This window comes from Halalkalibacterium halodurans, from assembly GCF_005671335.1.
Taxonomy (GTDB): domain Bacteria; phylum Bacillota; class Bacilli; order Bacillales; family Bacillaceae_D; genus Halalkalibacterium; species Halalkalibacterium halodurans.
In genome coordinates, this window is record NZ_CP040441.1 from 3,494,888 (window position 1) to 3,521,720 (window position 26,833).

General features: G+C 41.1%; 32 protein-coding genes and 1 pseudogene. 9 read left to right on the plus strand and 24 right to left on the minus strand.

The genetic code is table 11. The annotated features are described in order from the left end of the window. Positions 1-272: 272 nt before the first annotated feature. The gene (locus FED51_RS17055) at positions 273-1,595 is read right to left on the minus strand and encodes a Na+/H+ antiporter family protein (RefSeq protein ID WP_053430423.1); all 1,323 of its coding nucleotides are present in this window, start codon (positions 1,593-1,595) and stop codon (positions 273-275) included. 231 nt (positions 1,596-1,826) lie between these two features. After that, on the minus strand, positions 1,827-1,955 hold the full coding sequence (locus tag FED51_RS21620; protein WP_276403781.1) for a hypothetical protein: 129 nt from the start codon (positions 1,953-1,955) through the stop codon (positions 1,827-1,829). Positions 1,956-2,110: 155 nt separating this feature from the next. Between FED51_RS21620 and FED51_RS17060 the strand changes: the two are divergent. Then, a pseudogene (locus tag FED51_RS17060) lies at positions 2,111-2,404 on the plus strand (IS5/IS1182 family transposase); the annotation flags it as partial. A gap of 55 nt (positions 2,405-2,459) precedes the next feature. On the opposite strand, the gene FED51_RS21625 reads toward FED51_RS17060, so the two are convergent. The 12 genes from FED51_RS21625 to FED51_RS17115 all read right to left on the minus strand — a co-directional run bounded on the left by FED51_RS21625 (position 2,460) and on the right by FED51_RS17115 (position 10,949). Further along, positions 2,460-2,588: a hypothetical protein gene (locus FED51_RS21625; RefSeq protein ID WP_276403782.1), complete on the minus strand. Its 129-nt coding sequence runs from the start codon at positions 2,586-2,588 to the stop codon at positions 2,460-2,462. Further along, positions 2,585-3,700 carry a Rap family tetratricopeptide repeat protein gene (locus FED51_RS17065; RefSeq protein WP_053430422.1) on the minus strand — a complete coding sequence of 372 codons (1,116 nt, stop codon included), beginning with the start codon at positions 3,698-3,700 and terminating at the stop codon, positions 2,585-2,587. The genes FED51_RS21625 and FED51_RS17065 overlap by 4 nt, the downstream gene beginning before the upstream one ends. Before the next feature lie 733 nt (positions 3,701-4,433). After that, positions 4,434-4,631 (minus strand): hypothetical protein, encoded by a 198-nt coding sequence (locus FED51_RS17070; RefSeq protein ID WP_053430421.1) that lies wholly within the window; start codon positions 4,629-4,631, stop codon positions 4,434-4,436. Between the two features lie 158 nt (positions 4,632-4,789). Beyond that, positions 4,790-5,359, minus strand: coding sequence for a hypothetical protein (locus tag FED51_RS17075; RefSeq protein WP_053430420.1), 570 nt, complete (start codon positions 5,357-5,359; stop codon positions 4,790-4,792). Positions 5,360-5,377: 18 nt separating this feature from the next. Next, positions 5,378-5,872, minus strand: coding sequence for a hypothetical protein (locus FED51_RS17080; protein WP_138090736.1), 495 nt, complete (start codon positions 5,870-5,872; stop codon positions 5,378-5,380). A gap of 171 nt (positions 5,873-6,043) precedes the next feature. Beyond that, complete coding sequence (locus tag FED51_RS17085; RefSeq protein ID WP_053430418.1) at positions 6,044-6,610, minus strand: hypothetical protein; 567 nt, start codon at positions 6,608-6,610, stop codon at positions 6,044-6,046. 21 nt (positions 6,611-6,631) lie between these two features. After that, positions 6,632-7,126: a hypothetical protein gene (locus tag FED51_RS17090; protein ID WP_053430417.1), complete on the minus strand. Its 495-nt coding sequence runs from the start codon at positions 7,124-7,126 to the stop codon at positions 6,632-6,634. A 171-nt stretch (positions 7,127-7,297) separates the two neighbouring features. Beyond that, positions 7,298-7,861, minus strand: coding sequence for a hypothetical protein (locus FED51_RS17095; RefSeq protein WP_138090739.1), 564 nt, complete (start codon positions 7,859-7,861; stop codon positions 7,298-7,300). A gap of 18 nt (positions 7,862-7,879) precedes the next feature. Beyond that, on the minus strand, positions 7,880-8,371 hold the full coding sequence (locus FED51_RS17100) for a hypothetical protein (RefSeq protein WP_053430415.1): 492 nt from the start codon (positions 8,369-8,371) through the stop codon (positions 7,880-7,882). 27 nt (positions 8,372-8,398) lie between these two features. Then, positions 8,399-10,261 (minus strand): ribonuclease YeeF family protein, encoded by a 1,863-nt coding sequence (locus FED51_RS17105; protein WP_138090742.1) that lies wholly within the window; start codon positions 10,259-10,261, stop codon positions 8,399-8,401. A gap of 14 nt (positions 10,262-10,275) precedes the next feature. Then, entirely contained in the window at positions 10,276-10,539 is a 264-nt protein-coding gene (locus FED51_RS17110) for a DUF5344 family protein (protein ID WP_053430413.1), read from the minus strand. Further along, positions 10,539-10,949 carry a YwqH-like family protein gene (locus FED51_RS17115; RefSeq protein ID WP_053430412.1) on the minus strand — a complete coding sequence of 137 codons (411 nt, stop codon included), beginning with the start codon at positions 10,947-10,949 and terminating at the stop codon, positions 10,539-10,541. Before FED51_RS17115 ends, FED51_RS17110 begins: the two co-directional genes overlap by 1 nt. 232 nt (positions 10,950-11,181) lie before the next feature. Between FED51_RS17115 and FED51_RS17120 the strand changes: the two genes are divergently transcribed. Further along, positions 11,182-11,385 carry a hypothetical protein gene (locus FED51_RS17120; protein WP_053430411.1) on the plus strand — a complete coding sequence of 68 codons (204 nt, stop codon included), beginning with the start codon at positions 11,182-11,184 and terminating at the stop codon, positions 11,383-11,385. A 97-nt stretch (positions 11,386-11,482) separates the two neighbouring features. On the opposite strand, the gene FED51_RS17125 is transcribed toward FED51_RS17120, so the two are convergent. The 3 genes from FED51_RS17125 to FED51_RS17135 are packed head-to-tail and all read right to left on the minus strand — an operon-like array spanning position 11,483 to position 13,750. Next, positions 11,483-12,781: an FtsW/RodA/SpoVE family cell cycle protein gene (locus FED51_RS17125; protein ID WP_233443924.1), complete on the minus strand. Its 1,299-nt coding sequence runs from the start codon at positions 12,779-12,781 to the stop codon at positions 11,483-11,485. Beyond that, positions 12,774-13,202, minus strand: a complete 429-nt coding sequence (locus tag FED51_RS17130; RefSeq protein ID WP_010899502.1) for a PadR family transcriptional regulator — start codon at positions 13,200-13,202, stop codon at positions 12,774-12,776. The genes FED51_RS17125 and FED51_RS17130 overlap by 8 nt, the downstream gene beginning before the upstream one ends. Next, the gene (locus FED51_RS17135; protein WP_010899503.1) at positions 13,199-13,750 is read right to left on the minus strand and encodes a sigma-70 family RNA polymerase sigma factor; all 552 of its coding nucleotides are present in this window, start codon (positions 13,748-13,750) and stop codon (positions 13,199-13,201) included. The genes FED51_RS17130 and FED51_RS17135 overlap by 4 nt, the downstream gene beginning before the upstream one ends. Positions 13,751-13,987: 237 nt before the next feature. On the opposite strand from FED51_RS17135, the gene FED51_RS17140 reads away from it, so the two are divergent. Genes FED51_RS17140 through FED51_RS17155 form a run of 4 tightly spaced genes read left to right on the plus strand, consistent with a single transcriptional unit; the run spans position 13,988 to position 16,992 of the window. Next, on the plus strand, positions 13,988-14,731 hold the full coding sequence (locus FED51_RS17140) for a sugar phosphate nucleotidyltransferase (protein WP_138090745.1): 744 nt from the start codon (positions 13,988-13,990) through the stop codon (positions 14,729-14,731). After that, positions 14,728-15,693: a dTDP-glucose 4,6-dehydratase gene (gene rfbB / locus FED51_RS17145; RefSeq protein WP_053430406.1), complete on the plus strand. Its 966-nt coding sequence runs from the start codon at positions 14,728-14,730 to the stop codon at positions 15,691-15,693. Before FED51_RS17140 ends, rfbB begins: the two co-directional genes overlap by 4 nt. Then, the gene (gene rfbD, locus FED51_RS17150; RefSeq protein WP_053430405.1) at positions 15,693-16,544 is read left to right on the plus strand and encodes a dTDP-4-dehydrorhamnose reductase; all 852 of its coding nucleotides are present in this window, start codon (positions 15,693-15,695) and stop codon (positions 16,542-16,544) included. The genes rfbB and rfbD overlap by 1 nt, the downstream gene beginning before the upstream one ends. Next, complete coding sequence (locus FED51_RS17155) at positions 16,537-16,992, plus strand: dTDP-4-dehydrorhamnose 3,5-epimerase family protein (protein ID WP_053430404.1); 456 nt, start codon at positions 16,537-16,539, stop codon at positions 16,990-16,992. The genes rfbD and FED51_RS17155 overlap by 8 nt, the downstream gene beginning before the upstream one ends. Before the next feature lie 2 nt (positions 16,993-16,994). On the opposite strand, the gene FED51_RS17160 is transcribed toward FED51_RS17155, so the two are convergent. Then, positions 16,995-17,753 carry a glycosyltransferase family 2 protein gene (locus tag FED51_RS17160; RefSeq protein ID WP_138090748.1) on the minus strand — a complete coding sequence of 253 codons (759 nt, stop codon included), beginning with the start codon at positions 17,751-17,753 and terminating at the stop codon, positions 16,995-16,997. A 124-nt stretch (positions 17,754-17,877) separates the two neighbouring features. On the opposite strand from FED51_RS17160, the gene FED51_RS17165 reads away from it, so the two are divergent. Further along, on the plus strand, positions 17,878-19,002 hold the full coding sequence (locus FED51_RS17165; RefSeq protein ID WP_053430402.1) for a glycosyltransferase family 61 protein: 1,125 nt from the start codon (positions 17,878-17,880) through the stop codon (positions 19,000-19,002). On the opposite strand, the gene FED51_RS17170 is transcribed toward FED51_RS17165, so the two are convergent. From FED51_RS17170 to FED51_RS17195, 6 genes are all read right to left on the minus strand, one after another. Next, the gene (locus tag FED51_RS17170) at positions 18,999-19,658 is read right to left on the minus strand and encodes a sulfotransferase family protein (RefSeq protein WP_053430401.1); all 660 of its coding nucleotides are present in this window, start codon (positions 19,656-19,658) and stop codon (positions 18,999-19,001) included. The two genes, FED51_RS17165 and FED51_RS17170, sit on opposite strands and share 4 nt — an antisense overlap. 103 nt (positions 19,659-19,761) lie before the next feature. After that, positions 19,762-20,526, minus strand: a complete 765-nt coding sequence (locus FED51_RS17175; RefSeq protein WP_053430400.1) for a sulfotransferase family 2 domain-containing protein — start codon at positions 20,524-20,526, stop codon at positions 19,762-19,764. Then, complete coding sequence (locus FED51_RS17180) at positions 20,519-21,286, minus strand: sulfotransferase family 2 domain-containing protein (RefSeq protein ID WP_010899512.1); 768 nt, start codon at positions 21,284-21,286, stop codon at positions 20,519-20,521. The genes FED51_RS17175 and FED51_RS17180 overlap by 8 nt, the downstream gene beginning before the upstream one ends. A 220-nt stretch (positions 21,287-21,506) precedes the next feature. After that, positions 21,507-22,313, minus strand: a complete 807-nt coding sequence (locus tag FED51_RS17185) for a PHP domain-containing protein (RefSeq protein ID WP_197525662.1) — start codon at positions 22,311-22,313, stop codon at positions 21,507-21,509. A gap of 119 nt (positions 22,314-22,432) precedes the next feature. Next, positions 22,433-23,743: a glycosyltransferase gene (locus FED51_RS17190; protein ID WP_138090754.1), complete on the minus strand. Its 1,311-nt coding sequence runs from the start codon at positions 23,741-23,743 to the stop codon at positions 22,433-22,435. A 73-nt stretch (positions 23,744-23,816) separates the two neighbouring features. Then, positions 23,817-24,674 (minus strand): sulfotransferase family protein, encoded by an 858-nt coding sequence (locus FED51_RS17195; RefSeq protein ID WP_175414334.1) that lies wholly within the window; start codon positions 24,672-24,674, stop codon positions 23,817-23,819. 160 nt (positions 24,675-24,834) lie between these two features. On the opposite strand from FED51_RS17195, the gene FED51_RS17200 reads away from it, so the two are divergent. Together FED51_RS17200 and FED51_RS17205 are read left to right on the plus strand one after the other, a co-directional pair. After that, positions 24,835-25,566, plus strand: coding sequence for a sulfotransferase family 2 domain-containing protein (locus FED51_RS17200; protein ID WP_053430397.1), 732 nt, complete (start codon positions 24,835-24,837; stop codon positions 25,564-25,566). 45 nt (positions 25,567-25,611) lie between these two features. Next, positions 25,612-26,724 carry a glycosyltransferase family 4 protein gene (locus FED51_RS17205; protein ID WP_053430396.1) on the plus strand — a complete coding sequence of 371 codons (1,113 nt, stop codon included), beginning with the start codon at positions 25,612-25,614 and terminating at the stop codon, positions 26,722-26,724. Positions 26,725-26,833: the final 109 nt, after the last annotated feature.

The following is a 26,833-nucleotide window of genomic DNA, read 5'->3' on the forward strand; positions in this document are numbered from 1 at the left end:
AATCGACTTCTGCCTTTTCTTCACCGTTAACGATAATGGTCAGTTTATGCATTCCAGGATAGAGAGTTCTTGTTGATAAATGGTTAAACGTATGTTTACGGACGAATTGTATCGTACCTTTAGAACAAGTTTTCTCAGATAAGTAAAAGACTTTGCGATTTTGTCGTCCATTCGCTTTCACGAAATAAATCCTGTATTCGATCCTTACCTTAGGAGGTAATGTTTTTCAAGCAAAAAAAGAACGAGGACTCGCTCCTCGTTCGATCATTTATTTACAGCATCATCGCCGCAATCCAACCAAAAAGTAAGAGTGGAATATTAAAGTGAAGAAAGGTCGGCACACATGTATCCCAAATGTGATTATGTTGACCATCTGCGTTCAATCCTGCCGTCGGCCCAAGCGTACTGTCTGAAGCGGGAGCTCCGGCATCCCCTAACGCTCCAGCAGTTCCAATTAGGACGATAATCGCCATTGGACTAAAACCAACAGCCAACCCTAACGGAACGAACAATGTAGCGATAATCGGAATCGTCGAAAAGGACGAGCCGATCCCCATCGTAATAAACAAGCCAACGACGAGCATGAGCATAGCCGCCAGCCCTCGTTGCTGCCCAATGACAGCGGCCACTTGTTCAACAAGTAGCTCCACATGACCTGTTTCACGGATGACGGCGGCAAAGCCTGCAGCTGTGAGCATGACAAAGCCGATGAACGCCATCATCTTCATCCCTTCTGTCACCGCTTGATCCGCTTCCCTACGATTAAAAGATCCTGACAAAAATAAAATCATCAACCCGGCCAAACCAGCAATAATCATCGATTCAGAATAATATTGTACGACCAATGTGACAACAATGGCCACTACGGCACAGGCGATGGTCCAGTTCGAATAGCTGGTCTCTTCCTGCTTAAATTCTGCATTAATTTCACGATTTTCATAGCTTCTTGGTCTTCGGTATGTTACAAATACGGCAAAAAGCAACCCTACGACTAAGCCTATCGTTGGCAGTGCCATCGCCGTCGGAATCTCTGCCATCGTCACCTCAAGACCATTATCGGCAATGTTCGACTGAATAATCCCGTGGAAGATTTGCCCGAACCCATATGGCAAGAAAATGTAAGGCGCTGTTAAGCCAAACGTTAAAATCGTCGCGATTAACCGACGATCCACTTCTAATTCATTTAAAATTTTTAAAATCGGTGGAATTAAAATTGGGATAAACGCAATGTGAATGGGAATTACATTTTGAGAAAAACAAGAAATGATGAGAATAACGAAAAATAATAATGCCTTTGATAACGTTTTTCTTCGATTTTCCCCTTCTTTCCCTACTAGCCGAAGCACGACATTCACCATGACATCCGGCAACCCCGTCTTTGAAATCGCCACCGCAAAGGCACCGAGCAACGCATAGCTCAATGCAACAGTCGCATTCCCTCCAAGCCCTTCACTGAACACTTCGATCGTCTCTAAAAACCCGAGACCGCCTACTACTCCACCGACGATAGCCCCAATCGAAAGGGCAAGGACAACGTGAACACGAAGTAAGCTTAAAACTAACATAACAATGACCGCAAGCAAGACGGCATTCATAAAAAACATCCTCTCCACGACAACAAATACTTTAGTTTATTAAATCACTAATATACTAAAATATGAAACTCTGGTTGTCAAGATAACCGATGTCAGGTAAAAAACACCATCGGACATGCTGCTTTTCGAGCTTCTCTTACCTTTTAATCATTTAGTGAAGTTAACTTTCCTAGAATGCAAAACGAAGCTGTCTCAAAAGTCTATCTTTTGAGGCAGCTTTTCTGATTTGTTCTAAATCGCGACTTGGCGGACGCTTTCCGCGGGCAACGCTCCAGCTTCCTCGAGAACCCCACTCTCGGCGACCTTCCGCTGTTGCTTTTCCCGCAGGAGTCGCCGCCTTGTCGCTCGTTCGACTCCCATTAACGCGAAAGAACATATGAAAAAAGTCGGCCGATCGTTTAACAGGAAGGTACCACTACCAAAATTCAAACGAAAGAAGGCGATTTTTTTCCGTAACCAAACTGCTACATATCAGCCGTATACCATGAATCAACTCGACTACGTCGATGGATTAATCCAATTACGCCACGATGGTAGACGAACCGTTTTAGACGTTCATTCCCTCCCATACGTTCCGTCAAGAATGAAACGTCTTTTGCAAAGAAACGCTTTCCTCCCTACATCTGGAGGTATGATGAGACGGACGATTTGTATTGGTGTCCAAATCAGCGGAAAGTCTCTTTTAAACGATACACCAAGCGGACCGATCCGTACGGGTGCACACGGGATTTTAAAGCAATGAGTGTGAGTCGCCCGTTCCGGAGTGTACGAAGGCCCGGGGAAATCGACAAGTACACTACAACCCGGTGAGGGCTTTTGTCGTACATTAAGACAACCCCGTAAAAATATACGGGGTCACTGTTACTATGCTCCGGTGCGCTGCTTCTCTTGAATTGTGAATCCATCTCCTGAACTGTGCTGATTCAATTCTTGAGGATTAACAAAACCAAAGATTAAACCTGCTGCAATGAGTGATAGCATAACACTCTTCATGTTCTCTCAGCCTCCTCATGTAATGATGGAATATTTTCTTTTGCCAACAAAGCCTCGTTAAAGTACTTCGTCGCCAACTTATACATCTCCTTCTTTTTGAAATGTCTCGCTGCATTTGCTGTGGAATCGGAGACGTCATGCCATAGCTTTCTTATCCTCAATGTTTCAATCTCTTCGTCGAGAAGTGAGTCGTTCGCTTCTAGGTAGATGTAGTTGAGGATTGATATCTTAGTTTTGTAAGTCTCTTCGCTCGTCTCTTCTGCAAGAGACTTAGCAGCTTCCATCCACTCTTTCCCCTCTTCTAGGAGGTCCATTTTAAATAGAACTCTTGCCAACATATACTTAATCGCTAAGTAGGTATCTTTTTTGTCATCTTGATTGCAGTCGATATCGAGGGCAGACTCGAAGTGCTCTCTTGCTACATCGAGGTTATCTAAATACTCGTGACAGACGCCTAAATTGAAATGTCCTATCACTTCTGAAAAGGTGTGATTATTTTTAGACGCTAACTCAATAGCTTCTTGATGTAGAGAAATAGCCGATTCGTGCTGATTGAGCTCAAATTTATTTGCGGCAATCAGCATGGTTGAGGAGACCTGGCGGTTAACGTAGTTCTCGTGCCTTTTATAAATATCAAGAGACTTATCAGCATGACTTAACGAGAAAAAGTGCTGATCGATTCCATAGTATGCGCTAGCAATCTGAAGGTGAAATTCCGCATGTTCAATTTCATCTGGAATACTATCAAGGAAAGTTTCTGCCTGACGATAGAAGCGGATGGCCTTTATGTAGTTCCGTCTGTAGTACTCATAAAGACCACTAAAGAAGTAATAGTAGTATTTAAGCAATTGATCCGTTTCAGTATGCTCGGTTTGTTCTTTGACACTTTCTAGTATGTTTTTTGACTCATCAAATTGCTCGATTACTTGTCTGTACCTTGAGTCAATAAGGTTATAGTACAGCAATACATTTTGGTTTTCCTCCATATCATCGAGGGCTTTTCGGACTTCGGTCTTCAGTTTGGTAGATGCATTTATGTCGTGTCTCTTGATGGCGTCATACCATTCATTTAGCCTATTGGCTACTTCGCTACTAGCTAATTTTTCAGTCATCGGTACCCCTCCCTTTATTCGACAATAGTTTTTCCTACTTTTATCATAATTGGTACACAACATTTCCATCAATCCTCAACATTGATCGTTTTTGTAAAAGAATACTAACATAACACCTACAATCCTAGTAAAATATTCAAAATGCTCCGTCATTAATAAAGATATTTATTTTTACAGAGAAAAATAAGACACTGGACTGTATGCCAGTGTCTATCATTTGCTTGAAAATTTACCTATAATTTAAAGCGCTAAACCAAATACAAATTTAATTAGACGCCACACCAACATTAATCCAAGCAGAAATACAGAAGCATAGAAAAAAGTTTAATTGAAAATTTGTTTTTATCGAAAATCACATAGCATAAGGCAATACCGAGGCAGACTAAAATATCTCTGACTAGGTCACTCATTCGCTAAACAGTCCCTTCATAAAGAGTTACGACTCTCATCTCCAATATTTGTTTAAAACCCATACCCATAGTTCCAACCTGTAAATTGAGCAAACAAAAAAGCAGCTCCTTCAAGAAAGCCGCCTTTCTAAGATAACAAACTTTTTACATATCCAAAAAGCAACAGTACAAAAAACATGAATGAGAAATTGATTAGGAACACCTTTAATTTGAGGTCTTTTTTATAGAAATAAAGTATTATGAAAGTCATTATGAGCGATACAAAGAAAAGTTTTGCAATATCGATAAAATCCAACAGAGCAGAACACCTCCCTATACATAAATTACGGCTTTTTACCTTCTCTAACCTTTATCTCCACCGCATCCGAAGGTAAAGTTATCATGACTTTGTGAACATTTCTCCAGTCTTCGTCTGCTTCTTGGTCAGCATTTTTCTTTTCGTTATGCAAATGAATCCCAAGAATAACACCTGCGATGACTAGGATGATGACGATTAGTCGCTTTTTAATTGATCTTTTCATCGTTCTCCACCTGCCTGAGTTTACTAATTTCCAAACACTAGCGTTTCTATAAGATAAACGCCAGAGCTATTATAAAGGCCTTAGCCCACCAATACGAGGAGCTAAGGCTATTTGAATCTAACTGTAACTACAGACACACCAAATCTTCATCTCACTTTTCAATACAACGGATCATTGTCAGGTTTCTCGATCTCCTCAATCACTTCTCCATCTTCTGTTACTGTGTACACAGCAGCATCGTTTATTTCTTCAAATTTACTCTCTTCTTCCACTACATAGAACCAATATAATTTTATGCCTCCATCGCCTTCAATAATCGTAGCTGTATGGGCATCACCATTTGCCGTCTCAATTTTAATTTCGTGAAAATCATCATAATGGAATGCTGGACCAGTCATGACTGCAAGTTCATTTGATACGGAGTAACGTCGTTTTTTATCTCTTGTACTTAATGAAAATCCATTCTCATACCTCCAACTGAGTAAGGTTTTCTTTAATTCAGCAACCGCAAACCTTCTCTTTCCTAGATCTGATTCATAGAAAACCAGAATTCGATCACGATCTACCTTTTCGACATGAAGGATCATTACAGTCGCAAATTCTCCATGTACACGGTTTACTTCTCTTTCTATCACCTGTGCCTCGTCCTGTGTTATATTCGTCATGACATAACCACCGATGAACAACACAGCAACTAGACCTAAAATAATCTTCCACTTCTTCGACATAGATCCACCACCCAATGACTAATGATCCTCTTCTTCAAGCCCTAACTCCACCAAGACAGGTCCTAAACTATAGAGACTCCTATGAATAATATAATCCTCTAGGCTACTTTCAGGTATCCTCTCCCCCTCTGGTAAAGCACCGGTATCTTCAATCATGTCCTCTTGTATTTCATGAAAAGCGGTCCCCAAAAAAATTCGACTTACTTCTAACCAATCTTCTCGCTCTACCACTTCGTCAGGATAACCTGCCTCTGGATATAGCTCTGTGACCGCCTTCCACCGCTCCATCATCCGATATGTATCCTCGGTCGGAAAAAATTCAGCATCATTCGGGTCTGTGCTCGCATACTTCACATCGAGCCAAAAGTCACTTACAATGAAGTCAATCCTTCTCCAGTCCATCTCCGCCTCTTGGTCGGCATGTTTCTTTTCGTTATGCAAATGAATCCCAAGAATAACACCTGCGATGACCAGGATGATGACGATTAATCGCTTTTTATTTGATCTTTTCATCGTTCTCCACCTGCCTGAGCTTTCTAATTTCCAAACACTAGCGTTTCTAATGCATTCAGAATATAAGATAAACGCTAGAACAATCATAAAGGCCTTAGCCCACCGAACGAGGAGCTAAGGCTATTTGAATCTAACTGTAACTACAGACCCACTCTATCTTCATCTCACTTTTCAATACAACGGATCATTGTCAGGTTTCTCGATCTCCTCAATCACTTCTCCATCTTCTGTTACCATATAAACCGCCGCATTAAATATCTCTTCAGATTCTTCTTCACTTGCTATATAGAACCAATAGCGTCCACGGCTATCTTCATTTTCGATGATCCTGGCTGTATGTATCTCACCATCTGCTGTTTCAATTTTGATTTCATGAAAATCTATAGAATAGAGCGCCAGACCAACTATTACAGCATACTCATTAAAAACTAAGGATCGTCTCTCTTCTCTACCACCTATTGAAAGGCTGCTCTCAAAAGTCCAACCTAGCAAGTTCTTCTTTAATTCAGCAACTGCAAGTTTTCCTCCCCTCTCCCAAGCACCACCCCACTCATAAAACACGAGAACATGGTTTTGATCTATCTTTTCAATATGAATGAGTGTCACAGAGTCTGTGTGTACGCTATTCACTTCCTCTTCTATTTTCTGTGCTTCATCCGTGGTTATGTTTGTCATCACATAACCACCGACTGATAGCAAAACGATCAAACCTAAAATAACCTTCCATTTATTTGACATAGATCCACCCCCATCCAATGACTAATGATCCTCTTCTTCAAGCCCTAACTCCACTAAGACTGGGCCTAAACTATAGAGACTTCTATGAATAATATAATCCCTTAGGCTACTTTCGCCTATCCTCTGTCCTTCTGGTAAAACACCAATATCTTCGATCATTTTCTGTTGTATTTCACGAAAATTTATCCCCCAGAAAATTTGTCTTACTTCGAACCAATCATCTCGTTCTACTGCTTCTTCTGGATAGCCTGCCTCTGGGTATAGCTCGGTCACCGCCTTCCACCGTTCCATCATCCGCTCTGTATCCTGGCTTGGAAAAAATTCAACATCATTCGGGTTTTTACCTGTATGTTTAACATCAAGCCAGAACATTTTTGCAGTTTCCTCAATCCTGTACCATGCTAGATTCAACTCTTGATCAGCACTTTTCTTTTCGTTATGCAAATAAATACCAAGAATACTCCCTGCGATGACCAGGATGATGACGATTAGCCTCTTTTTCGTTGATCCTTTCATTGTTCTCCACCTGCCTGAGCTTTCTAATTTCCAAACACTAGCGTTTCTAATGCATTCAGAATATAAGATAAACGCTAGAACAATCATAAAGGCCTTAGCCCACCGAACGAGGAGCTAAGGCTATTTAAATCTAACTATAACTACGAACCTTCCAAATTTTCATCTCGCTTTTCAATACAACGGCTCATTGTCAGGTTTCTCGATCTCTTCAATCACTTCTCCATCTTCTGTTACCATATAAACCGACGCATTAAATATCTCTTCAAATTCACTTTCTTCTTCCACTACATAGAACCAATATGTTTTCTTACCACTTTCATTTACAATAATACTGGCTGCATGAATATCACCACTTGCTGTTTCAATCTTTATTTCATGAAAATCATCGGAGTACACACGGCCAACCATTACTCCAAGCTCATTTAATGCAGAGTAACGTCTTTTATTTCTGAAGTCTATTGAAAACCCACTTTTATAGTTCCAACTGAATAAGGTTTTCTTTAATTCTGCCACTCCAAACCTTTGTGCTCCTTTTCCCCAATGATAAAATATCAGAATTTGGCCAGAACCTATATCTTCAACATGGTATATTTCTACTCTCGCATAATCGCCATGTACTCGATTTACTTCCTTTTCTATCTCCTGTGCCTCGTCCTGTGTTATATTCGCCATGACATAACCACCGACGAACAACACAACAACTAGAACGAAAACGATTTTCCACTTCTTCGACATAGATCCACCACCCAATGACTAATGATCCTCTTCTTCAAGCCCTAACTCAATTAAAACTGGCTCTAATTCGAACCCTCTAGACATAATATAATTCTCTAAGCTTCCGTAAGATACCCTCTGCCCCTCAGGTAAAGCACCGGTGTCTTCAATCATTTTCTGTTGTATTTCACTAAAATCTACTTCATTAAAAATTCGGCTTACCTCGAACCAATCTTCTCGTTCTACTGCTTCTTCTGGGTAGTTTGCTTCTGGATACAGCTCGGTCACCGCTTTCCACCTTTCCATCATCCGATCTGTGTCCTCGGTTGGAAAAAATTCAGCATCATTCAGGTCTGCGCTCGCATACTTAACATCAAGCCAAAAGTCACTTACAATGAAGTCAATCCTTCTCCAGTCCATCTCCGCCTCTTGATCAGCATGTTTCTTTTCGTTATGTAAATGAATCCCAAAGATAGCCCCTGCGATAACCAGTATGATGACGATTAGTCGTTTTTTATTTGATCTTTTCATCGCTTTCACTCCGATCTAGTATCGACTCTACTCATGTCCATTGGCGATATCTTCCACTGTTTGAAAGTCTCTCTTTGATCCACCAGTTATATAGTTGTATAAATCAGTATGGATATTTTTAATCTCTTCGCCATGGGTACTAAGGTATTCACTAATCTCATACCAGTCCTGTTGAATAATTGCTTGTTCAGGATAAGGAATATTTGGATTAATGCTGTATACTTTTTTCCATCGGTTCACAAGGTTATAAGTATCTACGGTAGGGAACACCTCTGCTTCAAAGCGATTGTTATTGTACCGTTTTGGTCGTTCAACTACTAGAAATTCTGCAATTAACCTATCTGAAACCCCCTCTATTTGAGACTTTGATAACCTTCTTTCTAAATCCTCTTTTCCTTTATGATACTTCCGACCTAAATCGGCTATCCCAACAACTTTTCCAAGCGCACTAGTACTTTTGATAGGGGATTGAACATTGATCACTTCTTTTTTTAAAAAATCAAAAGTATAATTATTGTATTTCTCTTGTAATTTCTCTTCCTCAATTTTTCTTAACTGTGAAGCGATATCTCGTCCTGCAAAATACGTCACCTTTGAAACGTCAGCCCATCCGTCTAATTGATGAGTCTCCTGTGCCAAAAACTCTTTTCGTGTTTGAGGGCTATACTCATTCACTATAGGTGTCATTTGTATAGCTGTTTGAAGTGTATAAGTTTGGAAATCTCCATTATATGGAGTGTATTTATAAGAAATCCATTCGACTCGTGCCCAGACGTTCGTCGTGCCATGTAGACGTTTACTTTCCCCAAAAGCGATCTTATAATTATCGAGCAATGCTGAATACGCCCGAAGCTTTTTTAGTGGAACCTCTTCTTCCAGACTTAGTTGCATCTCAGTTTGATGATTCCCACTAAACAAATAAGCCTGTATAAGGGCGATTTCGTCATCAAGGGTAGTTTCAGATGTAAGTACGGTATGATTGAGGCGATAAACTAATTCATCGATCCGATCTTCACTGATCTTTTCGGCAATGCTTTCAATTTCTTTCCGCTTTTCAGCACCGAGGAAAATGTGCTGTAAGAAGAAATAGAGAAGTTCCCTTTCTGTATACGTTAAAGCTTCGCCGGCAGCAAATTTTTGTACAATCGGTTTGATAAGGGCTCCATCTTGAAGAATGTCTCGAAGCGCATGAGCATCCAAAGTCTCCAAATCAATTTCCGATGCTTTGGTATGTAGGGTCATATCTTGAAAGTATGATCTCACATCCTGAATATTAACACCGTTTAGAAGAGGGCCTCCGTTAGTAGTCCACTCGATTACTTGCTTTAATATGGCTTTTAGTTCGTTCATTTCTCTTTGAAGCTCTCGCATCAAGGTCATGCCTTCATGATCAAGTTCATACAGCCCTTCGACTACATCCTTTGCATGTTTTCGGGCATCATCAACTCGGTCTTGGACATGGCTGATGTCTAACTTCCCAAGATCAATGATATGGCTGACAGATGCTGCGATGGAATCAATCTCTGATTTGTTTTGTTCCATGAAGTTTTCAAAACGATCGTAACCTCTAGGGATTTGATTTGCATAAAAATCCTCAGAAACCATTCCATTTTCTGATGGTTCAAACGCCAAGATCAATGACTGTAGCTTCTCACCCTTATCCATCATACTGCTTATAAGTGCACGTCCAGCACGGATGGCAGGCAATTGCAGCTCTTGATAATTTCGCAATAGAGCTTCGCCACCTTTCCCTTTGAGGGAGCCTTCTAATTCAAGCACACGAGAAATGGCCGCTTCCATAAGATCGAAGTGGTCCATATAAGATTTTAATGCTGTGTTCGTGCCGTCGATGATCTGCAGGCATTGTGCTACGTCAAGATGTTTCGTCAAGTTCCTTCCCCTCCTTAATTACTGCCTATTTTAGTGGCCAAGGCTTGGTCCACTTTGTCATACGTTTGGATTTGGCTTTGCAATAGTTCCTGCATGCCTGCTGCCGCACGCATATAAGTGGTGAGACAATCATCTAGCTCGTTTTTTATATCACCAAACGTAGCCATCATGTCTAGGTCTTCAGTCTCTTTAGTCGGTTGAGTGTTAAAACTTCCTGCAACTTCACCAACCACTTGAAGCAGGGCAGAGACTTCTGCCACGTTAACCTTAATTTCCATCAGACCATCCCCCTTTGATCATGTAATCGCTGTTTTGCTTTTAGAGTTGTGATGCGATCTCTTCTTGATGCGACAGAGGTTCGAGCCGAACTAACTTCTCTACTGAGACGGCTTCTTTCTTCATCGATCGCCTCAATCATCTCTTGGACTTGTTTAGGCATTTCGTCGTAAACCCCATCAATCGAATCACGAGCATCGTCATGTTCAGATGCATTAGTACTTCGTGACAAGTCATGATCGTTCTCTGGTTCGTGGACCCACCTGGCATCAGACGATACATCTGATTTTTTGTTTAATAGACGGTTTCGAGCATAAACAAGTTCTTCCCAACTGCTCGCAGCTTCGCTGATAACGCCGTTCAAACGATTGATTTCACTGTTCAGCTCTCTGATTTTGGATGAATAGTCCATGACTCATTTTCCTATTCTTTTAAACTCCTGCCCTACAAGTCATTCCTCTAAATTTATTTCTCTGTAGTGGGGATGATGTTCCACCTTCTTAATATTTTAACAATTTTTATAATATCACAGATGAAAATAATGGTTAACCGCGATTCAGTAATGCTTTTTACAATCTCTAAAACATGTTGCAACAAAACCCCCACATAGCGCAATCCCTGAAGTGAAGACAAAAGAGGAGGGTGTGCAAGGGGAGTTTTCTGTTATCCTTGATTTTACCAGAAGGTGTCCTTTAGGTTTCAACAAATTAGTTGATTGTAGCGAAAGGAGCGAGACGCCTTCGGGAAAAGCATTCGGCGAAGACCCGCAGGGCGGTTTTCCCGAGGAAGCTGAGGCAATGCCCGAGGCAAGCGAGCATCCTGTAGCGAAAATCAACAACAAAGTTTAGCAGAGCATAAAAAGGAAAGAGAGACACCCACCCAAACATTGGGATGAGTGCCTCTCTATTTTTTTACCGGGTTTTGTCCCCGCCTCGATTTTATGTTTTAAGGTGCTTTTGTCCCAGCCCCCTTCAAACCACGATCGATCACAACATATTGATGGCGATAAACATTTAAAATGATCCCTATTAATCCACTGTAATACATTTGCTGTCCTATACCGAAGCTCAGCATTGGTACGGAATGTTTGATAATGGGGAGCCAGCCAATGTTCATAAATACCCCCATCATGAGCGGCACTACTATGAGTGTCGTTGCCCCGATCACAAGAACGCTTCCTTTCAGGTCAGGGGTTCGGCGGCTTGTGCGAACAAAGCGAACGATAGCATAGACAAACAGAGCTAAAATGCTCAATGCAGGAACCCAACCAATTTCATGTATCAAAAACAAAAGCACTAAATCCGTATTGTAGCGAAGCTCTACCATCGTTTGTGCAAATTGTGAGCTTCCTCTCCCGAAAAATACCGAATGCTGTAGCAAATCTTGATTGATGAACGGTATATAACCAAAGCTAGAAGAATATTGCTCGGTTCGAAGCCAACCGAGAACCCGGTCAATCTGATGCTGCGGCGCTATCGAGATGTAAAACGTTACCGCGATTACGAGGAGACAGACATTCACCAAAAGAAAGGTTATTTTTTCCCTCTGTTTACTGCTTTTCAAAAAATACGTAAAAAGACTTAATGAAAAATACGCAAATGCAGCAATATAATGTGTTAAAAACGTTAAAAACATGACAGGAAGCCATACGAGTAGGATTGTCAACGGAAGAGGCTTTCGTTTTGCAATCAATAAGTAGCCAATCCAGCCGAGTAAGAGAAGAAAGTTGACGACCATCATATCCATCGTTCCACCTAGTGGAGAAAAATACACTTTCCCGTTAACTGTTAGCGAAAATATCGGCATTAACGTGAGTAGCAATATCCCCATTCCCATTGCCAGCCATATTTTCCACCATGAAAGCAGTTTTTCATAAGGAAAGAGCATGCATCCAACGAGAACAATACTAGAAGCAAATAAAGATAGCCATTGGTATGTCATGATTCCTCCGATTTCGTTCTTTACGAGAAACACCGGTAGCATACTAATGGCTAGCAGCAGCCCAGCAACGATCAAAAGTGGCCAATCCATCACAGGACGGTGCAAGCGGTTCATTTTCAATCCTAAATCGTCAGGATCCCCCATGTCTTGGACCGCTTTTGCACTCGCCTCTTCCTCCGTATAACCTGCTTTTTTATAGGCTTTCGAGCTCTCATTCAGATGATGACGAAGCTCTTTTTCCACTAGTTCTCGCCCTGCTTTTGATTTCATTTGACCTAAAACCCTTGCAAGAAAGTCATCCATTTTCAAAGCCCAACACCCCCTTAAACGTTAGCTTCGCCTCTTGTTCTACTGTTCTTGTTAGTACATCCCGCCCCTTGGATGTTGTTTGATAAATCTTTACTTCTTCTCCATCCCTCATCACCCACCGACTTTTCACAAAACATTCCATTTCTAGCCTGTGTAAGTATGGATAAAGGACTCCCTCCTGACCATAAAAGGTATGACACCCTTTTTGCTCTAGGTTCGTGAGCAATTGATATCCCGTCTTTTCTTCATGCTGCAAAGAGGCCAGGATCTCGAGCAAGTCATTTGGTCGCACGAGCGTTTGCAGCTTTAGCTTTTTACGGACAGCGTCCTGTCCACGTTCTGTGAAAGACCAGTTTTGAAACATCGATGTATCGAGTGACTGTTTCATTTTTTTCCGAAGCTCATCGTCCATCATGTTTCGTCCTCCTTTTCGAGCAAATTTTTCAAAAGCAACCGTCCTTTTCTTAACCGTGTCTTAACTGTATTTTCGTTAAGTCCTGTAAAGCTTGCCACTTCCTTAACCGACAGTTCCTCGTAATAGTAGAAATAAATGACTTCTCGGTACGAAAGGGGCAACGAAAAAACAGCAGCTGCTAATCGCTCTTCATCACTTTTCAACAAAACTTCGTATTCTGGTGTTTGTTCTGTTGTTTCGATTTCCTCCGCCACTTCCGACGGATAAACATGCTTTGCGTGCCAGCTTTTCAAAAAGTCCTTACTTCGATTAATGGCGATTCGGTACAGCCACGCTTTGGCAGAGGATCGCGTTTGATATGTATGGTAAGACTGAAACGCTCTAACAAAAACCTCTTGCGTTAAGTCTTCCGCTATTTGTTTATCTTTAACGTAAGAATAAACAACACGGAGAATCGCTGTGCCGTACTCTTCCATCCAAGCAATTAGTTGATGTTCCCGCATTTCTGCCGTTTCGATTTCTCCTATTTTCCCTGGTAACGACTCCACATCTTCACCTCCTTACTTTATAAACGATGCACACACGAAAATGGTTTTCTTTTTTAGCTTTATCTTTATTGAAAGATCTCGATCACCAAAAATGTACCAAATGAACATCGTTTACATAATGTATAAAGACTTTTGCGGAAATCACAAACATCCAAACGGCCACATTTGGAACAAAAATGATTGACAACGTATAGGATAATTTAGCATCTTCTCTATCGTCCACAAGGGGGTGAAAACATGAGGAAGGCAGTCATCTTAGCTGGAGGGACGGGGTCACGTCTATCTCCAATCACCCGAGTGATTAATAAGCACCTACTCCCCGTTGGCTCCTATCCGATGATTTATTGGTCGATTTTAAAAGCAAAGGAAGCCGGCCTTCACGAAATCCTGATCTTAACTTCACGAGAACATTTAGCCGCCTTCATTCAACTATTAGGTGATGGAAAAGATTTAGGGGTGCATCTCCATTATACGATCCAAGATCAAGCGGATGGAATTGCAAGTGCCCTTTCTTTAGCTGAACATTTCGTTGGAGATGAAAAATTTCTCGTATTATTAGGAGATAACCTGTTTGCTGATCCACTCACCGCCTATGTTCAACAATACGAGAGGCAAAAGGAGGGTGCTTTCGTTCTTTTAAAAGAAGTCCGCGATCCAACAAGATACGGGATTGCGTTTCTTGATAAAACGAAACAAAAAATAAAGAAGATCGTTGAAAAACCAAATATGCAAGGGTCTGCCTATTGTGTCACAGGCATTTATATGTATGACCGAACCGTTTTTTCATTTATTGAGCAGATTGCTCCTTCAGCCAGAGGTGAATTAGAAATTACAGACGTGAACAATTTTTATATTGATCAAGGAACGATGGGATTTAACATTTTGCCCGACTGGTGGATTGACGCCGGTACTCACGAATCGTTATTTAAAGCAAATTGCTATATGAATCAAACATTAGATTTAGCGGGAGGAGAGTCATGAGTAAGCAAATACTCGTAACCGGAGGCGCTGGGTTTATCGGTTCACATTTTATCGAGGCATTGTTGCAGCATAAACCAACGTATCACATCACAAATGTCGATGTTTTGACGTACGCTGGAAAGCTGGAAAATATGGCGGGATTTACTGATCATCCGAATTACCGTTTTATTTCAGCTGACATCGGGGATGCCGACCAGCTCCTTGAGGCATTTGATCGCACCTATGATGTGATTGTTCACTTTGCTGCAGAAACCCATGTGGATCGAAGCATTCACAATCCAATGGTTTTCTTAGAAACGAATATTCTTGGAACGCACAATTTACTCCTCGCCGTTTTAAAAGGCTACGCTAAGAAAATCCTTTACATTTCTACCGATGAAGTCTACGGTTCATTAGGTATGAAGGACGTCCCTTTCACAGAACAGTCTCCGTTAGCAGCAAATAATCCGTATTCGGCTAGTAAAGCAGGAGGAGACTTATTGGCTCGTTCCTTTTACAAAACGTACCAAGCTCCTGTGATCATTACCCGCTGTAGCAACAACTACGGACCGAGGCAGGACAAGGAAAAACTCATTCCAAAAATTATCGCGAACGCTCTCACCAATAAAAAAATCCCCCTATACGGAGACGGCTTGCAAATCCGCGATTGGCTTTACGTCACCGATCACTGTCGGGCCTTAACCACCATTATGGAACATGGTGAAATTGGTGAGATATACAACATTGGTGGTGGAAACGAACGCACAAACCTTGAAATCACCAAACAGATCCTCAATATTCTCGGAAAGGATCACGACCTAATTAACCATGTGGAGGATCGTAAAGGTCATGACAGGCGTTATGCGATTAATTGGGGAAAGATTCATAAACAGCTCGGGTGGAGACCGATGGTTGCCTTTGAGGATGGGCTAGCCGAAACCGTTCAATGGTACAAATCTCGATTGGCACAAGGAGGTCATTAATGACACATCTTCTCATCACGGGAGCCAATGGCCAAGTAGGCATGGAATTAAGCAAACAGGGGAAGCAGCATTTTCAAGTAACGGCTCTTACGAAGCAAGAGTTAAATATACTTGATCGAAACACGGTGATGAACAAGATTAAAGGCGTGAACCCGGATTGGATTATTCATGCAGCGGCTTTTACCGCTGTTGACCAATGTGAGGACGAACAACGCAAAGCCTATCACGTGAACGGGCTAGGTGCTGCGAATGTGGCCAGAGCTGCACGGGAAACGGGAGCGAAATTAATTTATATTAGCACCGACTACGTCTTTGACGGGAACAAAAACAGTCCCTATGAAACGTGTGACCTGCCAAACCCATTGAATGTGTATGGAAATAGTAAGTGGCTAGGGGAACGGCTCATCCAAAAATATGTAAAAACGTGTACAATCGCCCGAACCTCTTGGTTATATGGCCACTACGGAGGCAATTTCGTCAAAACCATGCTTCGCCTCTTACGTAAAGGAGAACCGATCGAAGTCGTAGCAGACCAAGTCGGCTGTCCAACCTATGTGAACGATCTTGTTTATTATTTATTTGCGTTAATGGAAAAACCTAGCGGAATCTATCATATTAGTAACCGCGGGTCATGCAGTTGGTTTGAGTTTGCTAGAGCGATTGCTAAAAATGCAGGTTATGATCCAAGCTTAATTAGGGCGACAACAACGAAAGCCTTTGCAGCAAAAGCCCGCCGTCCGAAATATTCGGTCATGAGCCATCAACAGCTGGAGTTAGCAGGTTTGCAACCCCCAAGGGAATGGGAGCTGGCTCTAAAAGAGTTTATACAGGAGGAGACATGTCATGATTGAAGGTGTCAAAGTAAAAAGACTAACAAAGTATTGTGACGATCGCGGTTTTTTTGCTGAGCTTGTACGTGATGATGAACATTTGCTTGAACACTTTGGGCAAGCCTCGGTTTCAATGAGCTACCCTGGTGTGATTAAAGCCTTCCATTATCACGACGAGCAAGATGATCTTTGGTATTTTCCTTCTGGAAATGCCCAAGTCGTCCTTCACGATTTGCGCCCCAACTCGAAAACAGCTGGGATTACAGATGTCTATTATATGGGGGAGGAAAATCCGATCCTATTGCTCATACCGAAGGGAGTAGCCCATGGGTACCGCGTGTTAGGTGGGAAGCCCGCGACGATTATTTATTTTACAACAAAATCTTATAATCGTGAGTCACCTGACGAAAAAAGACTGGCATGGGATGATCCATCGATTAACTTCGATTGGACGACAAAGCATCGGTAACGTTATTCTGTATCTTTTTCAACCCATGGTTTTTTTCCACTAGCCATTTTCGCTTGAACGCCTTTCGGATGGATTCGATGCTCATCTGTAATCACATTAACCGGATGAAAGCTCCAATATTTCACTAGCTTTCTAAAAAACCCAGCATCAGCATTCGGCCAAAGCGACGGATGGTCATCCCAATTTTTTACTTTTTTTTTGGCGAGGATATAGGTGTCAAGCAATCCAGCGCTCAGCTGACCGAGCGATATACGCCTGAGAGACGCTCGATGCATAAAAGAATTGTGGTCGACTTTTCCCATAGGATGCTTTGTTACTCCTACAAGAGGTCGTACGAATGTCTTGATCACTTGCCCACGTTTATTGTACTTGAACACGCGTTGCCGTCCATAGACGACATGAATGCGCGGATTCCGTTTAAATACTTTGACCATACTTTGAAAGCGTGCAGGATAATACAAATCATCATCGGTTAAGTAGGTGACAAGATCACCAGTAATCTGGGGGATTGCTAAGTTAATACAGGTTGCGTAGCGTGCCGTTTTATAACGGTCTTTATCGCTCACGCTTGATTGAATGAGGGTAATCCGTGGATCATGATTGGCGATTTGCCTTAACAGTTGCCGCGTTTGTTCGTTCGAGTGATCATCGACAATGATGAGTTCCCAGTGAGGGTATGTTTGTTTCTGTACACTGGAAATGGCCTCCTTTACGCCGTTAGGACGATTATAACTTGTTAGAATACAGCTTATTTTTAACATGGTTCCCCTACTTTCTTCGATCTTTTCTGTCACAGCTATTCATATGGTATGAAAACAATGTGAATCGGTATAGGGATCTGTACGAGTTTTCGGAAGATTTCATCACAAAAAGTCAGGTGATAACATGGTAAGCCTATCTCAAGGAACAGCGTTAAGCATAACGGCTTATGAAAACATTTGCGAACAAAAAGAAATACAAGATTTTACCCTCGGTCCTATTCAAAGGAATTATCTCTATTTCGCCGGCTCCCCAGAGACAGTGAAAATCAAGCCTCCAATACGCCCTTTCCCCAATCAAAGCATACCGTCACATTGTGAAACGAAACCTTTTTATCTCGCAAGTATTAAACAGCCAATGTGTGTCAAACACCAAGTGATCCTATACAAACAAACATCTTTATTACCTGATAGCTTCCGGCATGAAACACGAGATGACTTCCATCAAGCCCTTCACTATGATCTAAAAACTAAGCAGTATCGGATCAAAAGGTTGGAGGAGACGACTCGCTGGCTTCCGGGGGATAGCCTTTTCCTTAGCGGCGAATTTTCAGGGGAGTATGGTCATTTTCTTTTAGAAATTCTCTCGAGATTATGGATTACAGACTTTATTCAGATTCAATCGCTTCCCATTTTAATGAACCCAACCGATCGAAAGCAATGGCAGCTTGATTTATTGAAACCTTTTGGCATTAAGAAGCCGCAAATCGTTCCTTTGCATCAACCTACCGTTTGTGAACGGCTTCATATTCCGGTTCAATCTTTTTCTCTACGCCGTTATACATCTTCTTTTGCACACAAAGTTTGGAAAACAATCGGTGACTATTATGATACAGGTAGCCAACAGGTACCCGACAAAATTTATGTGTCAAGGTCCCGGCTTAAATCAAACCGAAGACGCTTGATAAATGAGACCGATGTTGAGCGTCTCTTTAGCCGCAATGGATTTCAGATCATTCATCCTCAGGAGCTGACAATCAAAGAACAAATCAATCTTTTTCGTCATGCTCAAGTGATCGCTGGTCCCCTCGGTTCAGCGATGTACAATTGTGTTTTTCAAACAAAACCAACAAAAAAATTGCTACTGACCTATGAAAAATTCATCAAAATGAGCGATCTGTTGATCAACACGTCTACAAATGGGTTGCTTTATTATTTTGCAGGAACTGAACATAAACAAAACAAATCTCCTAGTAACACTGAATGGTCCATTAATCTTAATCAGCTCGCAGCTTATCTTGAAAACTTTTAAAAATGCTTTAACGAATGATCCAAAAACAGACGTACATCATCTAGACGCTTCTTTGGCGCTCGCCCTAACCGTTGATTCACTGCTGCTACCAACTCGTCTGGATGCTGCAATAGATCGCTGAAGTGAACGTCAATGATATCCGCTCCTTCCTCTACAAGCTGCTCGCGAATGCGCTGTTTATTTCCTAGGTATGGTAGCAAAATTTGTTGCGCCTCTAATTCTGTCATATCATTTCGTCTAACCAACGATGCAATCGATTCTTTTATTGGACGATGGACAATAATATATGTGATGTCAGCCACTCTTTCCATTGGCCCTTTCCACAGGTCAAAAGTTAACAACATCCGTGGATCTTTTATGCCCCATGCAGGTTTGGCATGCTGTAATAAAAAAGTCTTTACCTGCCTTCTCGGTATTTTTAATTGTTTAATAAGTTCAGGAGAAGGCGGTTTTTTCCAACTCCCACCGATAGTGTGTAAAATCCGATCATTTACCGCAACAAATTCTTCGTTCTCAAAATGCCCCTTAGGGTTCCATTCATTTTCCTTTAGTAGGTGTTGTCCCATATGAACACCTAAATGATACAAAACCCCTGCAGTTGCACTTGAGCCTGATCGATGCAGCGTCAAAATAAGGAACAGTTTTGATCGTATCATCTCTCCCCCCTTTCCTCTTTTTATACCTTTATGTGAAGCGAATGTTTTTCGTGTGTACATGTTGTTCCCGATTTCTAAGAGAAAAGCAAAAAAGCGAAATAGATTATCTATCCCGCTTTCCATGGAATCCTTGTTGATGTTTACGCTCAAAACGTTTTAATCGATAGGCAGACAATGGGTCCAACGCTCGAATCCGTTTGGCCAATAATTCCTTTGCGAACGCGTAAAGTTCAAGGTCAGCTTCATTATTTTTAGCGATTTTCTCCAGTAGCTTAGGGGAGATTTCCTCCTTTGATCGCCGTTTTTTCGTCACGTTGTATTTTTGATAAGCGACCTGCTTCCAGTTGAACATCTCCTTCATTAAAAAGAGCGAAGTGTCAAACTTTTCGGTTAAGCCTACAACGGCAAAGTGATTTTTTAAAATGTTCTTTGCCCGATTAACTTCCGTCACGGACGTCAGCTGCCCCCCTAAAATATATCGCGTTTGCAAATTACGATTCTTCGGAAGTCCCTGATATTCTTCTAAACTCATCTTCATGACCGACTCATGTAAATTATGCCATTCGATATTGCGAATAAAATAGTACTCTGAAATGACTCGATCGACCGGATCACGCAACATTGTAATATAGGTCGTGGGACGGTTGAAATATTCATGTACCCCGAACGGCAAATGTCCCTGAACACATTCAATGTTTTGTTTTGATAAACCTTTGAAAATCCCAGGTAATTTATGATGCTCCTCGTAGACATCCACACTTTTGCGGCTATCATAATTTCTCTTGATAATTTTTTTTAAAGTTGTTCCACCTGTTTTCGGCATATGGAGATGGATGAGTACGTTTGCTGAATGATTTCGGTTATCCATGTGGACCAAATCCATTTTGATCTTGTAAAAACTGTTGCAGTTCTTTCCTTGCACCTGAATCTAATCGTTTGATGTGTTCCTGTAGCTTTTCCTTTGCTGTTTCATAAAGATGAAGGTCCAATGGATTCTTTCGTTTAATGATTTCGATGGTATCTAATCCTATGTCTGTTTGTCGTTTCCTTTTCTTCGTTACATTCTTTTTTTGATAGGAAATATGATCCCATCCTAATTTCTTCTTCATGATAAATAATGATTCATTATAAAGCTCTGTGATTCCGACGACAGAAAAGTGTGTGTCCATATGTTGTAACGCTTTGTTTAAATTAGGCTTCCTTTCACCAGATAGATACCTCGTTTGATGATTTGTTAGTGGCACTTGCAAGTCTGGATCTGTCGACTGCACAAACTGTTCAAAGGTGAGTGGTTTCACTTTTTGATGCATCCGATTTCTCTCATTTTGTAAGATGAAATAATAAGTCGATATGATCCGTTCAACTGGATGTCGAAGCATCGTGATATACGTGAAGGGCTGTTGAAAATATTCGTGTACCCCAAAGCGATGATGACCATACACACATTGGAGCTTCTTTATGTTTGCGCCTTTTTTCTGTAGTAAATTGTCCAGCTTATTCTTTTGAGGCAGCCTTAAAATGTGCTCAGATCGGTATTGTTGATCAAGAATATTCCGTAACGTGATCCCACCCGTTTTTGGTATGTGCATAAAAATAACAAGTGGGATTTTGGTTGATTCGTGTTTCATAAGAACACTCCAATCAGCAGTCTTTACCATTAGTATATTGTTCAAAAAACAAGATCGTTCTAGGCATACCGATTAATGATCTGCTTCAACGTTATGAATGGGTATCAGCGGGAAGAGAGGCGTTAGCGACTAACGTTGAAATACAAAATACCCCAAGTGTTAGATTTATGCTCTAACACTTGGGGTGCAGCACCGTTTCAACAAGAACGGTTCTCTCCTGTCATTCTTCATCCGCCTTCCATCCAAACTGTCCTAACGAATGTTCATCCGTATGGAAATCAGATCCACCTGTCTTTATAAGTGCAAATTCTGTCGCTAACATTTTATACTTCTCCTGGTCGGTCTCGTCATGATTCCGATGCCACACTTCGATACCATCAAAATCAAGGGCTAACAATTCCCGGACTAGCGTATCTTCTAAATAAACCGGATGGGCCAATATAGCTTTTCCACCTGCTTCGTGTATCAGCTTGATCCCTTCTTCTGGAGTCAAGATCATTTTGTCGATAGCACATGGCTTACCATCTGCCAAATACTCATCAAAAACAGTCTGATAATCTAGAACATACCCTTTTTTGACGATTGCTTTCGCAATGTGAGGTCTTGCGATGACTCCATCCTCACTAAATTGTTTCACTTCATCGAGGGTAATTGTAAACCCAATGTCATTAAATTTTTCAATGATTTGCATCGCCCGTCCTTCTCGATGCTTTTTTAACTGGACAAGGATTGCTTGTAATTTCTCACTCGCTTTAACGTTATACCCGAGAATGTCAACATTTGTTCCTTTGTATTTTGTAGTGAGTTCAATCGCAGGAATGACGTTAATACCGTGGCGCTTGCCAGCAATAACCGCTTCCTCAATCCCATCAAGTGTATCATGGTCTGTAATCGCGATTGTCCGTAACCCGATCTCCTTGGCTTTCTTTACGATAGCTGTCGGCGAATATTCCCCATCGGAGGCTGTCGTATGAATATGCAAATCAAACGCGCCAGCTTGCACAATTTCTTTTAAATCCATGTTCATTCCTCATTTCTCCTTCGGCAGCTAAGAACAGCAAACGCATCATCCCACGGATGTTGTTCATCTTCCTTTTTTATTAAATTAACATAAATCGCTAGGGTTCATGAACAAAAAGAAAAATCTTATGATGAAGTGTTAAATCGTGGCTGACACTTGTTCGTTTTCCATTCAATGGTCTCGCCTTGCTCGTACCTACCGATGGCACGGCTATCTAAAAAGACGGCGTTCTTTATTTGCAAATTTAGCTTCTTCATTACTCTTGATTTAATCGGGTATAGCCGGTTGTTTCCACTAAGATAGAACTTAAAGCCACAGCGAACAAGAAGACCTTCAGGTAACGGATGCTGATTGTTAACATGAGCTGAAATGGGGGGGCCTGTAGGAATAGAATCTAAAAAGGAACGGCTTACCTCCACCACCTCACTCGTACGGAATTTATACAACCGAAACTCTTTATGGGTCAAAATGTGACGCTTCCGATGGTTTTCAACGTAATAGATGTGAGGCTCTTGGGAGGCTTTGATTAATCGATGGTTCGGAAAAAGCTTCCCCTGCTCCCAAATGTGCTCGTCAATAGCTGGCCCTTCCTTATATTTGAACAAAACAGGATCAGGAATATGAACAACATTTTCTTCACGATAGTGTAATTGTTGAAACATAGTAGGTGTAATGGCTCGTCGGTGGTTATCTTCTATTAAGTAAACATCCGCTCCTAATCCTTTCACTAACGTACCAGAAGGTAGGTACTCAGGAAGAAATGCGTTTAATGCTTGAAAAGATGTTGGGCTTTTTAAACATACATCGAGAACCTCATTGATCGGATAAAATAATGCGAATGCCGAAAGTCGGTTCCAGAAGAATGCATCTCCATTATGCCAACAGATCGGATCATCATTCCAATAACTTCCGTACGTTTCGTACACCTTCTCGGCCAAACTTCGCCTGTGCATGACCGAACAGTGATCCACTATATTTTCTGCATACCGAATTGTTCCTTTCGTCGGACGAATACGTTCCGCTTGGGTGATCAACTGATTATCTACCGTTCTCACCAGCTGCTTTGAGTAAACGACATCGACACTCGGATACCGGTCTAAATATTGAACCATTTTCTGCAAGCGCTCTGGCAAATAGTAATTATCATCAGTTAAATAGCAAAGATAGTCACCTGTAGAGCGTGGAATGGCTTCATTAATCAATGTAGCATACCGAGTCGACTTGTGCCGTTCTTCATCCTTAACTTGGCTGTTATAATAATAAACGTTCGGATAGAGCATATAAGAGTCGATCACTTGCTGCGTCTCTTCATTTGAAGCATCATCCATAATCCACAGTTCCCAATCTTGAAAAGACTGAGACAGCACGCTTTCAATCGCAGCGCCGACTGTATTTGGCTTATTGTAACTCGTCAAAATAACCGTAACTTTTGCCATGTGAGGACACCTTCTTTAAGCGATGATTGTTCATACCTTTATCGTATGATTTTCACCGCTCCACGTGTATCGGTTAGATCGCTTTAAAGCCCAACGTCCGTACCTTTTCTAAATCGTTTGGATGAAACTTCCTTAAATCAGCTTCTTTATATTTCAACGTCGCTGCTGCCGGATCGATTTTCTCGCTCCATTCATCGAATGCGCCATCGTCTACTGCTAAAAATTCAGCCAATTTCTGCAACTGTGGTGTTGGATTGACACAAAGCTGGTCAAAATGAATAAGCAAAAACCGGTCTTTCATCTGTTTCGTTCCATACATAACCGCTCGTTCGTTTGCCTTAATCCAATACGTTAGTGATGCATTAGGGATCATCATAGGATTGTTTGGAATCGTTACACCAAATAATGGCCCCCAATTGAATAACTGCTGTTGATTTTTACTAAAAGCCATATTTAATCCATTTCGGATCACATGAATGTACCTTACATTGGGAAAATAGCGATGAATGTAAGGCAAATATAGGTGAGCATTTGGCTCTTTCCACCCCCATCCCTGATAGAGTTGCCTGTTTATCGGGTTCGGGGATAGCATGGTATTTTTTATTTTTTGTGCTAACAAATCTCCATTCCGATAAGTCTGTGCAACCTTTTCAATAAATTTAATGTCGTTACCGGTTAATTTTTTTTGAGTGGTTAGCCTGTTTTCTAAAACTTTAAGTCCGCGAAAAATTTCATGTTCATTCGAGTTTACAACCTTCGAAAACCAAATCGGTCGCTTAAATAACAAACTAAAATACAACAAATCCTTTGATTGATTTAGCATGTCCCCGAGATAAAAACCCATATCCATTACAATTTCGGCAATGAGCCTCGTCCCGCTCCCACCAACACCACCAATGACAATAGGACCTTGCTTTGCAAAATCAGGCACAATCACACCTCCACTACTTCACTCGATTATTTTATGAAGAAAGCTAGATACTTGCGAACGGCAGACGTGGATCATTTGTGCCGCACCACAAAATAAGAAAACTAACTAGATCGGAAGTCATATGAGAGGAATAGCTTGGTTAAGAGGAGGTGTTACCACCGTGCCATCAAACTTAGAAACGGTTCTTTTTTTGCACATCCCAAAAACAGGCGGTCTCACGCTACGGGGGATTATTGAGGATCAATACTCTAAAGATGAGCGATTGAAGTACCCGAGGTTACAACCAGCACGCTTCCATTCACTCCCTAAAAGAAAATTAACATCCTTAAGATGCGTGTACGGTCATTTTGGCTATGGCATTCATTCCACACTTCACCAACCGTTTACTTACATTACCATGCTGCGTAACCCCGTGGAACGAGTTATCTCCACGTACTATTTTGTTTTACAAAACCCGCAAAATCGCCTGCACCATCAGGTGAAGCAGATGAGCTTCGAACAATTTGTTGCTAGTGATCTCCCGGTCGTTAGTAACCATCAAACCCGTCTCATTTCAGGGAAACCAATCCCGCATCTAGCCCTTGCCAAAAAGCATTTAAACCAACATTTTTCTATCGTCGGGATTACGGACATGTACGCACAATCCATTTTCTTAATGAGCCAACGATTCGGTTGGAAAAACGTCCAGTACACAAAGAAAAACAAGACAAAACACCGATTAAAACAAGAGGACTTTTCACAAGAAACCATTGCCACCATTCGTAAACGAAATGAGCTGGACCTTGCGCTGTATGATTACGCAAAAGACCGATTGCAGAGGCAGCTTCATTCCCTAGATTCTGTGAGTAAAAAAGAGTTAGAACGATTCACCTTACAACAGCATATAACTTAATATAAATGCCTAATAAAATTTACAATTTAGGAAAGAAGGGGAAACATGAATGTACTATTTGTTTATTACGTTCCTAGTGGAGGAGTTGAGACTCTAAATCGACAAAGAAGCCTTGCACTTAAAAAGTGGAATATCCATTCTCACTTCCTTTATTACGAAAAGCGCAGACAACTAATTAACGAACACCACGCACCTGTATTTATAACAAACGAAGATGATGAAATTAAAAAAATACTAGAGCAGGGAAATTATAGCGCTATTATTGTTGTTTCTGACTTTTCTGCTGCTCCCAGGCTAAGATCATTGGGATACCAAGGGAAAATAATTATTGAAATCCAGGGCTACGGCCCAAAGGATGTGGCAAGGACAGTATTACAAAAAGCGGTTCCGACTGTCACCAAATACGCAGATGGCCTATTAAACCCAAAGACTCCCCATATTGAGCAGTTTTTTTCCGAATTCTATCTGTCAATTCCTAAATTTAGTTTTAATAATTGTTTTGATTCAAATAAATTCACTTACCGATCATTACCATGTAGCAAACACCCTATTATTGCTTGGATTGGTAGAATTGAAGATAATAAAAATTGGCGTGAATTTATTAGAATAGGAAATCAACTTATAACAAAGCATAACCCAGATATTCAATTACTCATGTTTGAAGATCCGACGATCAGTATTCCAGAAGAAAGAAATAAATTCAATCGTTTAATACAGCATTTAAATTTAGAGAAGAACCTTTCTCTTAAAGCAAATGTCTCTAATGATGAAATGGCTAAACACATGTCCATTATTGGGGATTCAGGCGGATTTCTCTGCTCTACCTCTAAAGTAGAAGGGGCTCCGTACTCAATACTAGAAGCAATGAGCTGTAAATGTCCAGTATTAACCACCGACTCTGATGGTGTTCGAAGTTCAATTATCCATAATCAGACCGGAAAATACTATCCTATAGGAAATATTGCTACAGCCGTCAAAGAAGCGAATGAATTAATGAACAATCAATCCCTAAGAGATCATATTCGTACAAATGCACTTAAACATGTGAAAGAACATTTTTCTCCAGATCAATATGCCCATAATTTTATAAACATGCTTGCCTCTCTTGGAATTGACATGAATGAAATCACTAATTCAAACACTCGGGATAAGGAATGAGCTCGACGACATTGTCGAAAATTTTTGGGGCCTACACATCATTTCAAGAAAAAGTCTATTCATCAGCAGTAAGAGGGTTGATCAACAATTCCGTTTGACCAACCCCTTT

Excerpts from the sequence above, each read along its gene's own strand:
- rfbD (WP_053430405.1), top strand. The coding sequence starts at position 15,693 with ATGACACATCTTCTCATCACGGGAGCCAATGGCCAAGTAGGCATGGAA.
- FED51_RS17100 (WP_053430415.1), bottom strand. The coding sequence starts at position 8,371 with ATGAAAAGATCAAATAAAAAACGACTAATCGTCATCATACTGGTTATC.
- FED51_RS17080 (WP_138090736.1), bottom strand. The coding sequence starts at position 5,872 with ATGAAAAGATCAAATAAAAAGCGATTAATCGTCATCATCCTGGTCATC.
- FED51_RS21620 (WP_276403781.1), bottom strand. The coding sequence starts at position 1,955 with ATGGGAGTCGAACGAGCGACAAGGCGGCGACTCCTGCGGGAAAAGCAA.
- FED51_RS17165 (WP_053430402.1), top strand. The coding sequence starts at position 17,878 with ATGGTAAGCCTATCTCAAGGAACAGCGTTAAGCATAACGGCTTATGAA.
- rfbB (WP_053430406.1), top strand. The coding sequence starts at position 14,728 with ATGAGTAAGCAAATACTCGTAACCGGAGGCGCTGGGTTTATCGGTTCA.
- FED51_RS17125 (WP_233443924.1), bottom strand. The coding sequence starts at position 12,781 with ATGGATGACTTTCTTGCAAGGGTTTTAGGTCAAATGAAATCAAAAGCA.
- FED51_RS17180 (WP_010899512.1), bottom strand. The coding sequence starts at position 21,286 with ATGAAACACGAATCAACCAAAATCCCACTTGTTATTTTTATGCACATA.
- FED51_RS17160 (WP_138090748.1), bottom strand. The coding sequence starts at position 17,753 with ATGTTAAAAATAAGCTGTATTCTAACAAGTTATAATCGTCCTAACGGC.
- FED51_RS17095 (WP_138090739.1), bottom strand. The coding sequence starts at position 7,861 with ATGTCGAAGAAGTGGAAAATCGTTTTCGTTCTAGTTGTTGTGTTGTTC.
- FED51_RS17090 (WP_053430417.1), bottom strand. The coding sequence starts at position 7,126 with ATGAAAGGATCAACGAAAAAGAGGCTAATCGTCATCATCCTGGTCATC.
- FED51_RS17065 (WP_053430422.1), bottom strand. The coding sequence starts at position 3,700 with ATGACTGAAAAATTAGCTAGTAGCGAAGTAGCCAATAGGCTAAATGAA.
- FED51_RS17170 (WP_053430401.1), bottom strand. The coding sequence starts at position 19,658 with ATGATACGATCAAAACTGTTCCTTATTTTGACGCTGCATCGATCAGGC.
- FED51_RS21625 (WP_276403782.1), bottom strand. The coding sequence starts at position 2,588 with ATGAAGAGTGTTATGCTATCACTCATTGCAGCAGGTTTAATCTTTGGT.
- FED51_RS17185 (WP_197525662.1), bottom strand. The coding sequence starts at position 22,313 with ATGAACATGGATTTAAAAGAAATTGTGCAAGCTGGCGCGTTTGATTTG.
- FED51_RS17075 (WP_053430420.1), bottom strand. The coding sequence starts at position 5,359 with ATGTCGAAGAAGTGGAAGATTATTTTAGGTCTAGTTGCTGTGTTGTTC.
- FED51_RS17155 (WP_053430404.1), top strand. The coding sequence starts at position 16,537 with ATGATTGAAGGTGTCAAAGTAAAAAGACTAACAAAGTATTGTGACGAT.
- FED51_RS17175 (WP_053430400.1), bottom strand. The coding sequence starts at position 20,526 with ATGGATAACCGAAATCATTCAGCAAACGTACTCATCCATCTCCATATG.
- FED51_RS17140 (WP_138090745.1), top strand. The coding sequence starts at position 13,988 with ATGAGGAAGGCAGTCATCTTAGCTGGAGGGACGGGGTCACGTCTATCT.
- FED51_RS17115 (WP_053430412.1), bottom strand. The coding sequence starts at position 10,949 with ATGGACTATTCATCCAAAATCAGAGAGCTGAACAGTGAAATCAATCGT.
- FED51_RS17205 (WP_053430396.1), top strand. The coding sequence starts at position 25,612 with ATGAATGTACTATTTGTTTATTACGTTCCTAGTGGAGGAGTTGAGACT.
- FED51_RS17130 (WP_010899502.1), bottom strand. The coding sequence starts at position 13,202 with ATGATGGACGATGAGCTTCGGAAAAAAATGAAACAGTCACTCGATACA.
- FED51_RS17055 (WP_053430423.1), bottom strand. The coding sequence starts at position 1,595 with ATGAATGCCGTCTTGCTTGCGGTCATTGTTATGTTAGTTTTAAGCTTA.
- FED51_RS17110 (WP_053430413.1), bottom strand. The coding sequence starts at position 10,539 with ATGGAAATTAAGGTTAACGTGGCAGAAGTCTCTGCCCTGCTTCAAGTG.
- FED51_RS17070 (WP_053430421.1), bottom strand. The coding sequence starts at position 4,631 with ATGAAAAGATCAATTAAAAAGCGACTAATCGTCATCATCCTAGTCATC.
- FED51_RS17085 (WP_053430418.1), bottom strand. The coding sequence starts at position 6,610 with ATGTCAAATAAATGGAAGGTTATTTTAGGTTTGATCGTTTTGCTATCA.
- FED51_RS17190 (WP_138090754.1), bottom strand. The coding sequence starts at position 23,743 with ATGGCAAAAGTTACGGTTATTTTGACGAGTTACAATAAGCCAAATACA.